This is a genomic window from Pseudomonas sp. S3E12, assembly GCF_001702295.1.
Taxonomy (GTDB): domain Bacteria; phylum Pseudomonadota; class Gammaproteobacteria; order Pseudomonadales; family Pseudomonadaceae; genus Aquipseudomonas; species Aquipseudomonas marginalis.
Genome location: NZ_MBDT01000003.1, coordinates 264,446 through 276,740, shown reverse-complemented (window position 1 = coordinate 276,740; position 12,295 = coordinate 264,446). Strand labels below are relative to the sequence as shown.

Here is a 12,295-nt window from a genome sequence, read left to right as displayed (position 1 = left end):
ATTAGCAGTACGTCATGTAAGAGAATGCTTACACGCCTTCCAAGCCCTTAGAACAGTGCCTCATCCAGCAAAAACAAGGATTCGCTACCGGCTTTTACCGACGCACTCAGCGAGTGAATACGTGGTAACAGACGCGCAAAGTAGAAACGCGCGGTGCCCAGCTTGCTGGCGTAGAAGTCTTCCTCAGTCTCCTTGCCCAACGCGGCCTTGGCCATACGTGCCCACATATAGGCGTAGGCCATGTAACCAAATGCATGCAAATACTCCACCGAGGCTGCGCCGATCTCGTTCGGGTTGGTCCTGGCACGATCCAGCACCCAGGCGGTCAATTCGTCCAGGTTATCCACCGCTGCGCTCAGCGGTTGGCTGAACTCAGCCAGTTCGGGCCCCGCCGAGGCGATGAACTGGCGGATCTCGTCGGCGAACAAGGTGTAGAACGCACCGCCGCTGCCGACGATCTTGCGTCCCATCAAATCCAGTGCCTGGATGCCGTTGGTGCCTTCGTAGATCTGGGTGATGCGTACATCACGCACCAGTTGCTCCTGGCCCCATTCGCGAATATAACCGTGGCCACCAAACACTTGCTGGCCGAGCACGGTGGTTTCCAGGCCCAGGTCGCTGAGGAACGCCTTGGCGACCGGCGTCAACAAGGCCACCAGGTTATCGGCCCGCTCACGGGCAGCGGCATCGTCACTGAACTTGGCGATGTCCAACTGCGTCGCCACATAGGTGGAGAACGCGCGACCGCCTTCGTTGGCGGCTTTCATGGTCAACAACATACGGCGCACGTCGGGGTGGACGATGATCGGGTCGGCCACTTTGTCTTTGGCCTGGGCACCGGTCGGCGCACGGCTTTGCAGGCGGTCCCGCGCATATTCAATCGCGTTCTGGTAGGAGCGCTCGCCGGACGCCAGGCCCTGGATACCCACGCCAAGGCGCTCGTAGTTCATCATGGTGAACATCGCCGCCAACCCACGGTTGGGTTCGCCCACCAGGTAACCCACGGCTTCGTCGAAGTTCATCACGCAGGTGGCGGATGCCTGGATACCCATCTTGTGTTCGATGGAGCCACAGCTCACCGGGTTGCGCGCGCCCAGGCTGCCGTCGGCGTTGACCATGAACTTCGGCACCAGGAACAGCGAAATCCCCTTGGGGCCGGCCGGTGCGTCCGGCAGCTTGGCCAGTACCAGATGAATGATGTTCTCGGTGAGGTCGTGTTCACCGCCAGTGATAAAGATCTTTGTCCCGCTGATCGTGTAGGAACCGTCTGCCTGCGGCTCGGCCTTGGTGCGGATAATCCCCAGGTCGGTACCGGCGTGCGCTTCCGTCAGGCACATGGAGCCTGCCCACTCGCCGGAATACATCTTCGGCAGGTAGATGGCCTTGAGTTCCTCGCTGGCGTGGGTGTTGATCGACACGCAGGCGCCGGAGGTCAGCATCGGGTACAGGCCGAACGCCAGGCTTGACGAGTTGATCATCTCCTCGACTTGGGCCGATACCGCCTTGGGCATGCCCATGCCGCCAAACACGGGGTCGCCGCCTACGCCGACCCAGCCACCTTCAGCGTAGGTCTTGTAGGCCTGTGGATAACCCTCCGGAGTAAACACCGCGGTGTTATCCCAACGGCAGCCCTGTTCATCGCCGCCGCGGCTGAGCGGGGCGATGGATTTGGCGGTGACCTTGCCGGCTTCTTCGAGGATGGCCTCTACGGTCTCGGCGTCAACGCTGTCTGCCAATGCCGGCAATTGGGCCCAAGTGGTGGCGACCTCAAAGACTTCGTTGAGGACGAAGCGCATATCACGCAGCGGCGCTTTGTAATCAGCCATGGCAAACCTCGTGAGAACGTGAAAAGTGATTCGATAGGATCGGTTTTACAGGCTCCGAGTGTACCCGAACAACTTTTCAGACACATAGGGTCCACTTGTGACTGATTGGTATTTTTAAGTCATTACAACGCAAACGACTCCGCAGGCAGACTCATCAGGCATTCGCTGCCCGCTTCCACGGCGGCGCGATGGGTTGCGGTACGTGGCAGCAGACGCTTGAAGTAAAAGTCGCAAGTGGCCAGCTTGGCTTTGGCAAACTCAGTGTCATCCTGCGCCAGCGCGGCAATGGCCATCCGCAGCCACAGGTAGGCGAGGATGATGTAACCGCTATACATCAAGTAATCCACCGCCGCTGCGCCCACCTCATCCGGGTTTTTCATCGCGGCCATACCGACCTGGGTGGTCAGCGCGCCCCATTCCTGATTCAGTTGATTGAGCTGCGCCACATAGCCCTTGAGCTGCGCATGTTCGGCATTCGCCGCGCAAAACTTATGCACGATTTTGGTAAAGCCGCGCAGCAGCCTGCCCTGGCTGCCCAGCACCTTGCGCCCCAGCAGGTCGAGGGCCTGGATGCCGTTGGTGCCTTCGTAGATCGGCGCAATCCGCGCATCGCGCGCCAGTTGTTCCATGCCCCACTCACGAATGTAGCCATGGCCGCCGAATATCTGCATGCCGTGGTTGGTCACCTCCAGCCCGGTGTCGGTCATAAAGGCTTTGCAGATGGGGGTGAGGAACGCCAACAGGTCTTCGGCTTCCTGACGCTGGCCAGCGTCGCTGCTCAGGTGCGCGGTATCGAGCAACTGCGCAGTGAAATAGGTGAGTGCGCGGTTACCTTCGTTGAAGGCTTTCATGGTCAGCAGCATACGGCGCACATCCGGATGCACGATGATCGGGTCGGCGGCTTTCTCCGGGGCCTTGGCGCCGGTCAGCGCGCGCATTTGCAGGCGGTCGTTGGCGTACTTGATCGCGCCCTGGAAGCTCGCCTCGCCGTTGCACAGGCCCTGCATGCCGGTGCCCAGGCGGGCGTGGTTCATCATGGTGAACATGCAGTTGAGGCCCTTGTTTGCCTCGCCAATCAAAAAGCCCTTGGCGCCGTCGAAGTTGAGCACGCAGGTGGCCGAGGCCTTGATGCCCATCTTGTGCTCGATAGAGCCGCAGTGCACCGCATTGCGCTCAGCCGAATCCACATGGAACTTGGGCACGATAAACAACGAGATACCCTTGGTGCCCGCCGGCGCATCCGGCAGCTTGGCCAGCACCAGGTGGATGATATTGGCGCTCATGTCGTGCTCACCGGCCGAGATGAAGATCTTGCTGCCGGTGATCGCGTAGCTGCCATCCGCCTGAGGCACGGCACGGGTCTTGATCAGGCCCAGGTCGGTGCCGCAATGGGCTTCGGTCAGGCACATGGTGCCGGTCCATTCGCCTGCGGTGAGTTTGCTCAGGAACGTGGCCTTCTGCGCTTCGGTGCCGTGGGCGTGGATCGCCGACATCGCGCCATGGGTCAGGCCCGGATACATGCCCCACGAGGTGTTGCTGGAGCCGATCATCTCGCTGAGCACCAGGCCCAACGATTGCGGCAGGCCCTGGCCACCGTAGGCCGGGTCTGCCGCCACACCGTGCCAGCCGCCCTCGACGTACTGGGCGAAGGCTTCCTTGAAGCCTTTGGGCGTGGTCACCACGCCGTTGTCGAAATGGCAGCCCTCTTCATCCCCGCTGCGATTGAGTGGCGAAAGCACGTTCTCGCAGAATTTGGCGCCTTCCTCCAGAATTGCACTGACCATGTCCGGGCTGGCATCCGTGGCGCCCAGGGCAGCGTAGTGGCCGTGGAAATCAAACACGTGGTCGATCAGAAAGCGCATGTCGCGCAGGGGAGCTTTGTACTCAGGCATGGCGATGTCTCCGGCAGCAGATCCTTTCAAGCTACTGCCGGCCAGCGCCTCGGACAATCATTGTAGAACCGCTGAATACAGCGCCATCACTCAACCGGCAGCGCTCTGCATGCGCACCGCGCCACGGCGGGTCTGCCCGGCCGCAACCACACAGTTACGCCCCGCGCCCTTGGCGGCGTACAGCGCCTGGTCGGCGGACTTGAGCACTTCTTCCGCCGTGCGCTGGTCGATCTGGCGTTCGGCCACGCCGATGCTGACCGTCACCGACACACTCGACGCGCCGCTGCCCGCCCGGCGTTGACGGCCTTGTTGATCATCCTGGGGCCGGTCCGAGTTGCGCAACTTGATGTCGTAGTTGGCGACGATCTCGCGGATTTCCTCCAGGTGCGGCATGCACTCATCCAGGGTCTTGCCGGCAAACACCACGGCGAATTCTTCACCGCCATAGCGGTAGGCACGCCCACCCCCATTGACCTTGGACAGCTTGCTCGCCACCAGGCGCAGCACCTGGTCGCCCACATCGTGGCCATGGGTGTCATTGAAACGCTTGAAGTGATCGACGTCGGTCATCGCCAGCACATAGTTGCGCCCCAGCCGCTGCATGCGTTCGTTCAGGGCACGGCGCCCCGGCAGGCCGGTCAGTTCGTCGCGGAACGCCATTTGATAAGCCTCATGGGCCACACCGGCGGCGATCATCAGCATGACCTGGCTGCACATGATGTTGAGGGTGAACGGCAGGATGAAGGTCTGCGGCAACATCCAGAACATCCCCAGCAACCCGACCAGTTGCGCCGCATGCAGCGGGCGCGGCTGGTACCAATATTGCGCCGCCAGAGTGAGGAAGCCGATCAGGAACATCGGGTATGACAGCTGGATCAGGCTCATCCAGGTCCCATGCAGGGCGGGCCAGCGGATCTCCGCCAGCCAGTTCAGCAGCGCCTGGGGATAACTTTGCTCCAGGGCCAGCGCCACACTGCCGACTGCCAGCAGCACCGCACAACGGGCAACAAAATCGCGGAACAGATGGGTCTTCTCCTGCCACAGCGCGTAGATGCTGAACAGCAACGGCAATAACAGGCAACACAGGTGAAACACCACGGCCGCGTCTTCGCGCACGCGGCCATTGTCGCGATAGAAATCGGTCTGGGTATCGAGCAGGAAGTAGGCGATGTACACCGTGATCATCAGGAACAATTCACGCTGGCGGCGATAAACCGCGCAGTACGAACCGCCCAGCAACAGCACCAGGGTCGGCAACACATTGAACAGCGAGGTGAAAAAGACGCTGAGGTCCTTGACGTACGCAGCCGAGAGCCCGGCCAGCAACAGCAGCAACGAAGGAAGAAAGTGACTGAAACGTAAAGCAGACACGCGTGACAAGGGTAAAAACTCCGACCCGCAAAAAGTAGTGGCACTGTGCCTTGATGCGAACAGTTAAGCACACCTTGCCCGTCATGTATCACATTGCCATCACTGTAACGGCAGCCGGAGAAAATCCCTGAGCGCTGCACTGTGTTTTTTATCCCCCAATGAAAAAACCGCCGCTCCCAAGGGAAGCGACGGTTTCAGATGAACCCGGTAAGGCTTAGTAAGCCAGGCCGAAGTCTTCTTCTTTCATGTCCATCAGGTTACTGGCGCCCGACAGCATGGTGGCCACGTGGGTACGGGTCCGCGGCAAGATGCGCTGGAAGTAGAAGCGCGCGGTTTGCAGCTTGGCGGTGTAGAACGCTTCTTCGCTGGTACCGGCGGCGAGTTTTTCGGCAGCCAGGCGCGCCATGTCGGCCCAGAAGTAAGCCAGGCAGGCGTAACCGGAGTACATCAGGTAATCCACCGAAGCGGCACCCACTTCTTCGCGGTCTTTCATCGCGGCCATGCCGACCTTCATGGTCAACTCGCCCCACTCTTTGTTCAGCGCAGCCAGCGGTGCCACGAATTCCTTGACCGCGTCGTTGCCTTCGTTGGCCTGGCAGAACTTGTGCACGATCTTGGTGAAGCCCTTGAGCGCTTCGCCCTGGGTCATCAGCACTTTGCGGCCGAGCAGGTCCAGTGCCTGGATGCCGGTGGTGCCTTCGTACAGCATGGAGATACGGCTGTCGCGAACGTTCTGCTCCATGCCCCACTCGGCGATAAAGCCGTGGCCGCCATAGATCTGCACGCCGTGGTTGGCGGATTCAAAACCGACTTCGGTCATGAACGCCTTGGCAATCGGGGTCATGAATGCCAGCAGGCCGTCGGCCTGTTTCTTGGCCTCGTCGTCGGTGCCGTACTTGACGATGTCCACTTGCTTGGCGGTGAAGTACACCATCGCACGGTTACCTTCGGCGAAGGCTTTCATGGTCAGCAGCATGCGGCGCACGTCGGGGTGCACGATGATCGGGTCGGCGGCCTTTTCCGGCGCTTTCGGGCCAGTCAGGGAACGCATCTGCAGGCGATCGCGGGCGTATTTCAGGCCGCCCTGGAAGCCGATCTCGGCGTGGGCCAGGCCTTGCAGCGCGGTGCCCAGGCGAGCGGTGTTCATAAAGGTGAACATGCAGTTCAGGCCTTTGTTCGCCGGGCCGATCAGGAAACCGGTGGCCGCGTCGAAGTTCATCACACAAGTGGCGTTACCGTGGATACCCATCTTGTGTTCCAGGGAACCACAGCTCACGGCGTTGCGCGCACCGATCGAGCCGTCGGCGTTGGGCAGGAACTTGGGCACGATGAACAGCGAGATGCCTTTGGTACCGGCCGGTGCGTCCGGCAGGCGGGCCAGCACGATGTGGACGATGTTGTCGGCCATGTCGTGCTCACCGGCCGAGATGAAGATCTTGGTACCGGAGACTTTGTAGGAACCGTCAGCCTGAGGCTCGGCCTTGGTGCGCAGCATGCCCAGGTCGGTACCACAGTGTGGTTCGGTCAGGCACATGGTGCCGGTCCACTCGCCCGATACCAGCTTGGTCAGGTAAGCCTCTTGCTGCTCGGGGGTGCCATGCTCGGAAATGGTGTTCATCGCGCCATGGGACAGGCCCGGGTACATGCCCCACGACCAGTTGGCTTCGCCGACCATTTCGCTCACGGCCAGGCCCAGGGATTCCGGCAGGCCTTGGCCACCGTGCTCCACGTCGTGGGCCAGGCTTGGCCAGCCGCCTTCGACGAATTGCTTGTAGGCTTCTTTGAAACCAGCAGGGGTTTTTACGCCAGACTCACTCCAGGTGCACCCTTCGATGTCACCCACGCGGTTCAACGGTGCCAGCACTTGCTCACAAAACTTGGCGCCTTCTTCGAGAATGGCGTCAACCATGTCCGGGGTAGCGTCCTGGCAAGCCGGCAGGCTCTGATAGTGCGCTTCATAGCCGAGCAGTTCGTCACGAACGAAGCGAATATCACGCAAGGGGGCCTTGTAGTCAGGCATAGCGATAAACCTCTGCTGATGTATCTGGAATGAACAACCGCGTGGATTTGTTATGGCGGTCAAACAGGTGTTTGAAACATACGTTTACGACCTGGGGATGTCAAGCGTCGTCCAGACACCGTTTGTCATGACGCGGGTCAATGGCAGGCATGGCGAGGCCTGCGGCGGGATGCCACAAGGTGCTCAGAAGAAAATGGAGAATTGCGAAAGCACGACCAGCCTCAGGAAGAAGCCGGTCGTGAGCAAGGAGGGGGTTAAGCGAAGGTGTCGATCAGGGTACCGAGCATTTCGTCTGAAGCCTTGGCGACCTTGGCGCCCAACTCCACTTGAAACTTGCCTTGGGCCATTTCAACCATATTGCTCGCCGAGTTCGTCGGCTGGGCGCGGTCATTGGCTTGCAACCGGTCGCTCTGTGCGTCCGACGGCTGGGTGGTCGCGGCGCTGGCAATCCTGCCGGCGGCCTGGTCGACACGGCTCTGCCCGGCCTGAATAGTGCTCAGCCCCGAGTAAAACGCGCTGCTGCCAGAGATTTCCATGGCTTTAACCTGCCTTTAGAGAATCGTGAAGTTGAATTGAAGCAGACATACTGGCAAAAAGCCCGTTAAAAACACTAATGGCACAATGCCTTGCCGATAGCCAGAATCAGTCAAGCAGGTCCAGTTGCAGGTACTCAGCTACCGCCTCGGCGCCGGCGTGCTTGAGCTTGGGCACTCGTCCAAGGCATGGCGCGGGCAAACGCTCGGCCAGGGTCGCGAGGTTTTCTTCCAGACGAGAGGTCTTGGGGTCGATGATATTCGCCACCCACCCAGCCAAGGGCAAACCGTCCCGGGCGATGGCTTCGGCGGTGAGCAAGGCATGGCTGATGCAACCCAGGCGCACGCCCACAACCAGGATCACCGGCAGTTGCAGCGCCATGGCCAGGTCCGACAGGTTGTCCTGGTCAGCCAACGGCACCCGCCAACCGCCTGCGCCTTCGATGAGGGTGAAATCCGCTTGTCGCGCCAGAATCTGCTGCATGGGTTTCAACAACGACTGCACCGTCAGCGCGACGCCGGCCTCCCGCGCGGCCAGGTGGGGCGCGATGGCGGGTTCGAACGCCACCGGGTTGACCTCGGCATAACTCAACGGCAATGAACACTCGGTCAGCAGCGCCAGGGCATCGGCGTTGCGCAAGCCCTTGGCCGTGACCTGGCAGCCGGAAGCCACGGGCTTTCCCGCCGCAGTACTTTTGCCGGCTAGCCGGGCGGCGTGCAACAGGCCGGCGGCGATAGTGGTCTTGCCGACATCCGTATCGGTGCCGGTGATGAAATAAGCGGCGCTCATAGGGGCTTCTCCAGGACGGCGTACACCACTTGATAGGTGGCCGGCAGTCCCTCGGCCTGACGGAACTGCTCGTAGGCGTCTACCAGTGCAACAATCCGCGCACGGCCCGTCAACCCTCCCGGGCGGCCCGGATTGAGATTATGCGCCCCCAGCGCCTTGAGCTCATGGGTCAGGCTGCGCACATCCGGGTAATGCAGCACATGGGGACGTCGCTCCAGGCTGACCACGCGCAAACCACTGGCCGCGCACAACTGCTGGTACGCCTCGAAAGTGCGGAAGCGATTGACGTGCACCAGGCCATCCGCCGCCCGCCAGCTTTCGCGCAACTCATCCAGCGTCCCGACGCACAAACTGGCGAACGCCAGCACGCCACCCGGTTGCAGCACGCGATAGGCCTCGCTGAGTACTGCCTCGAAGTTCGCACACCACTGCACCGCCAGGCTGGAGAAGAGCAGCTCGAAGCTCTCGGCTGTTAGGGGCAAGCGTTCCGCATCCCCCGCGACAAAATGATGTGCGCCACCCAAAGGCCGCGCATGGTTAAGCATGCCCTCGGCAATATCCAGCGCCACACCTTGGCTGGCGGGCAACAACTCGCCCAGCACACGGCTGAAATAACCCGTGCCGCAGCCCATATCCAGCCAGCGCCGTGGCGTACACGCTGATGGCAGGCGCGCCAGCAGCTCATGCCCTACGACTCGCTGCAACTCGGCGACGCTGTCGTAACTGGCCGCCGCACGGGAAAACGACGCCGCCACCTGGCGCTTGTCCGGCAAGGCGCCCGGCAGGGAGGGCTGGGATAAATCAGTCATCGACGCACTCATGCAAAAAAGCCTGGATGGCCCCCGCTACACCGTGGGGGTCTTCCAGAAGAAAAGCGTGACCAGCCTGTTCAATCAGGCCGATTTCCACATCCGGCAGCAGCCTCAGCAGGTCGCTGGCGGCTTCGGCGGGCACCAATCCGTCCATGCCGGCGAACAGGTGCAACTGTGGGCCGCGATAAGCCAGCAAGGCTTCGCGGGTATCCAGTTGGGCCAGCAGTTCCAGGCCGGGCATCAACACGCCGGGCGCTGAATGCGGCGCGCCGCTGACCAGCAGGCGCGACAGCCCGCGCGGGTCTTCGGCGCCCTTGGCGCACAACAGGCCGAAGCGCTTGAGGGTGACTTGGGAGTCGGCATGGCAGCCGGCCAGGAACGCATCGAACGTCGCGGCGGGCATCCCATGGGGCCAGCCGTCGTGGGCGACGAAACACGGGTTGCTCGCCAGGGTCAGCAAGCCGCAGCAACGCTCGCCGCGCCGCGCCGCCAGTTCGGCAGCGAGCATGCCGCCCAGGGACCAGCCGCCCAGCCAGGCGTTGTCGGGCAGCGTGGCGTCAAGTTCGTCGAGCCATTCATCGAGGTCGCTGGAATCCAGCGCCGGCAACGGCTCGATCTGCACCTGCAGGTGCTCGTCCAGGCCACGCAAGGCGGCGGCCAAAGGCTCCAGCGGCGATACGCCGAGGCCCCAGCCGGGCAGCAGGATCAGTCGATCACGCATGGTCGGGCTCCGTGGCACCAGACAAGCGGAAACACTCTTCCAATGCGTTTAACAATAGCTGCACCTGCGCTTCGCTGTGGGCTGCGGTCAGGGTCACGCGCAAACGCGCGCTGCCGGCAGGTACGGTGGGCGGGCGGATCGCCGTGACCATCAGGCCGCGCTCACGCAGCAGCTGCGACAGGCGCACGGCCTTGGCACTGTCGCCGATCAGGATCGGCTGGATCGGTGTAAAGCTGTCCATCAAGTCCAGGCCAAGCTGCTCGGCGCCCTGGCGAAACTGACGAATCAGCCGGTCGAGGTGCTCGCGCCGCCAATGTTCGGTGCGTAGCAGCTCCAGGCTCTTCAGGGTGGCGCAGGCCAGCGCCGGCGGTTGGCTGGTGGTGTAGATATACGGCCGGGCAAACTGGATCAGGCTTTCGACCAGGTCCTCACTGCCCGCGACAAACGCGCCCGCCGTGCCGAACGCTTTGCCCAGGGTGCCGACCAATACCGGCACGTCGTCCTGGCTCAAGCCGAAATGCTCGACGATCCCGCCGCCATTGGCACCCAGCGGACCAAAGCCATGGGCATCATCCACCATCAACCAGGCGCCTTTGGCCCTGGCGGCACGGGCCAGCGTCGGCAGGTCGGCCAGGTCGCCGTCCATGCTGAACACGCCATCGGTGACCACCAGCGTATTACCGGTGGCTTTCTCCAGGCGCTTGGCCAGGCTGATCGCGTCGTTGTGCAGGTAGCGATTGAAGCGCGCACCGGACAGCAAGCCGGCATCCAGCAGCGAGGCATGGTTGAGACGGTCTTCCAGCACCGTATCGCCCTGCCCCACTAACGCCGTGACCGCACCGAGGTTGGCCATGTAGCCGGTGGTAAACAGCAGAGCACGCGGGCGGCCGGTGAGATCGGCCAGCGCCTCCTCCAGTTCATGGTGCGGCGTGGCGTGACCCACCACCAAGTGCGAAGCCCCGCCGCCCACGCCCCAACGGGACGCCCCGGCGCGCCAGGCCTCGATCACTTGCGGGTGATTGGCCAGGCCCAGGTAATCGTTATTGCAGAATGCCAGGAGGGGTTGACCGTCAACCACCACCTCCGGGCCTTGAGGGCTCTGGAGCAGCGGGCGTTGACGGTAAAGGTGTTCGGCACGGCGGGCGGCGAGGCGCGCGGAGAGATCAAAAGACATGCAGGCCTCGGGGTGGCAGGTGCAACTTCGGTCAAAACAGGTGGGGATCAAACAACGGCGTTATAGAACTGCTCGCTGCTCTTCTGCTCTACCAACGCCTGTTCGATGGCCGCCTGGTGCACTTCATCCGCATGCTCTTCACGGGCTTCCGGCAGGATGCCCAGGCGCGAGAACAGTTGCATGTCCTTGTCGGCCTGAGGGTTGGCGGTGGTCAGCAATTTGTCGCCGTAGAAGATCGAGTTGGCACCGGCAAAGAACGCCAGGGCCTGCATCTGCTCGTTCATGGCTTCGCGCCCCGCCGACAGGCGCACATGGGATTGCGGCATCAGGATGCGCGCCACGGCCAGCATGCGGATGAAATCGAACGGGTCGATGTCCTCGGCATTTTCCAACGGTGTACCGGCGACTTTCACCAGCATGTTGATCGGCACCGACTCCGGATGCTCCGGCAGGTTGGCCAACTGGATCAACAGGTTGGCGCGGTCATCAAGGGACTCGCCCATGCCAAGGATGCCGCCGGAGCAGATCTTCATCCCCGACTCACGCACATAGGCCAGGGTTTGCAGGCGCTCGCTGTAGGTGCGGGTGGTGATGATACTGCCGTAGAACTCCGGCGACGTATCCAGGTTGTGGTTGTAGTAATCCAGGCCGGCCTGGGCCAGGGCTTCGGTCTGGTCCTGGTCGAGACGGCCGAGGGTCATGCAGGTTTCCAGGCCCATGGCCTTCACGCCTTTGACCATCTGCAGCACATAGGGCATGTCTTTGGCCGACGGGTGTTTCCAGGCGGCACCCATGCAGAAACGGGTCGAACCGATGGCCTTGGCGCGAGCGGCCTCTTCGAGGACCTTCTGCACCTCCATCAGCTTTTCTTTTTCCAGGCCCGTGTTGTAGTGGCCCGACTGCGGACAATATTTGCAATCTTCCGGGCAGGCACCGGTCTTGATCGACAGCAGTGTCGACACCTGTACACGGTTGGCATCGAAATGCGCGCGGTGCACGGTCTGCGCCTGGAACAACAGGTCATTGAACGGCTGCACGAACAACGCTTTGACTTCGGCTAAAGACCAATCGTGACGCAAGGTGGCGGTGGTGCTGGCGCTCATGGGCGATTCCTTGATTATGCTTTGGCAAGCGCTGCGGGAAGGGCAATACCCAC

At 62.0% G+C, this 12,295-nt stretch carries 10 protein-coding genes; all 10 read right to left on the bottom strand.

The window, feature by feature from the left end; translation table 11 throughout:
• Positions 1-47 precede the first annotated feature (47 nt).
• Positions 48-1,826: an acyl-CoA dehydrogenase C-terminal domain-containing protein gene (locus BB029_RS03235; RefSeq protein ID WP_027605941.1), complete on the bottom strand. Its 1,779-nt coding sequence runs from the start codon at positions 1,824-1,826 to the stop codon at positions 48-50.
• Between the two features lie 122 nt (positions 1,827-1,948).
• Entirely contained in the window at positions 1,949-3,718 is a 1,770-nt protein-coding gene (locus tag BB029_RS03230; RefSeq protein WP_065938219.1) for an acyl-CoA dehydrogenase C-terminal domain-containing protein, read from the bottom strand.
• Between the two features lie 90 nt (positions 3,719-3,808).
• The gene (locus BB029_RS03225) at positions 3,809-5,098 is read right to left on the bottom strand and encodes a diguanylate cyclase (protein ID WP_065938218.1); all 1,290 of its coding nucleotides are present in this window, start codon (positions 5,096-5,098) and stop codon (positions 3,809-3,811) included.
• A 205-nt stretch (positions 5,099-5,303) separates the two neighbouring features.
• Positions 5,304-7,109 (bottom strand): phenylacyl-CoA dehydrogenase, encoded by a 1,806-nt coding sequence (locus BB029_RS03220; protein ID WP_027605944.1) that lies wholly within the window; start codon positions 7,107-7,109, stop codon positions 5,304-5,306.
• Between the two features lie 254 nt (positions 7,110-7,363).
• Positions 7,364-7,645: a pyrroloquinoline quinone biosynthesis protein PqqE gene (locus BB029_RS03215; protein ID WP_065938217.1), complete on the bottom strand. Its 282-nt coding sequence runs from the start codon at positions 7,643-7,645 to the stop codon at positions 7,364-7,366.
• 106 nt (positions 7,646-7,751) lie between these two features.
• Positions 7,752-8,432, bottom strand: a complete 681-nt coding sequence (gene bioD, locus BB029_RS03210; RefSeq protein WP_065938216.1) for a dethiobiotin synthase — start codon at positions 8,430-8,432, stop codon at positions 7,752-7,754.
• Entirely contained in the window at positions 8,429-9,241 is an 813-nt protein-coding gene (gene bioC / locus BB029_RS03205; RefSeq protein WP_065938215.1) for a malonyl-ACP O-methyltransferase BioC, read from the bottom strand. The genes bioD and bioC overlap by 4 nt, the downstream gene beginning before the upstream one ends.
• On the bottom strand, positions 9,234-9,965 hold the full coding sequence (locus tag BB029_RS03200) for an alpha/beta fold hydrolase (RefSeq protein ID WP_065938214.1): 732 nt from the start codon (positions 9,963-9,965) through the stop codon (positions 9,234-9,236). The genes bioC and BB029_RS03200 overlap by 8 nt, the downstream gene beginning before the upstream one ends.
• Complete coding sequence (bioF, locus tag BB029_RS03195; protein WP_065938213.1) at positions 9,958-11,139, bottom strand: 8-amino-7-oxononanoate synthase; 1,182 nt, start codon at positions 11,137-11,139, stop codon at positions 9,958-9,960. The genes BB029_RS03200 and bioF overlap by 8 nt, the downstream gene beginning before the upstream one ends.
• Positions 11,140-11,186: 47 nt before the next feature.
• Positions 11,187-12,242: a biotin synthase BioB gene (gene bioB / locus BB029_RS03190; protein ID WP_010207025.1), complete on the bottom strand. Its 1,056-nt coding sequence runs from the start codon at positions 12,240-12,242 to the stop codon at positions 11,187-11,189.
• Positions 12,243-12,295: the final 53 nt, after the last annotated feature.

Coding starts and splice junctions, on each gene's coding strand:
- BB029_RS03235 (WP_027605941.1), bottom strand. CDS start 1,826: ATGGCTGATTACAAAGCGCCGCTGCGTGATATGCGCTTCGTCCTCAAC.
- BB029_RS03230 (WP_065938219.1), bottom strand. CDS start 3,718: ATGCCTGAGTACAAAGCTCCCCTGCGCGACATGCGCTTTCTGATCGAC.
- BB029_RS03220 (WP_027605944.1), bottom strand. CDS start 7,109: ATGCCTGACTACAAGGCCCCCTTGCGTGATATTCGCTTCGTTCGTGAC.
- BB029_RS03215 (WP_065938217.1), bottom strand. CDS start 7,645: ATGGAAATCTCTGGCAGCAGCGCGTTTTACTCGGGGCTGAGCACTATT.
- bioD (WP_065938216.1), bottom strand. CDS start 8,432: ATGAGCGCCGCTTATTTCATCACCGGCACCGATACGGATGTCGGCAAG.
- bioC (WP_065938215.1), bottom strand. CDS start 9,241: ATGACTGATTTATCCCAGCCCTCCCTGCCGGGCGCCTTGCCGGACAAG.
- BB029_RS03200 (WP_065938214.1), bottom strand. CDS start 9,965: ATGCGTGATCGACTGATCCTGCTGCCCGGCTGGGGCCTCGGCGTATCG.
- bioF (WP_065938213.1), bottom strand. CDS start 11,139: ATGTCTTTTGATCTCTCCGCGCGCCTCGCCGCCCGCCGTGCCGAACAC.
- bioB (WP_010207025.1), bottom strand. CDS start 12,242: ATGAGCGCCAGCACCACCGCCACCTTGCGTCACGATTGGTCTTTAGCC.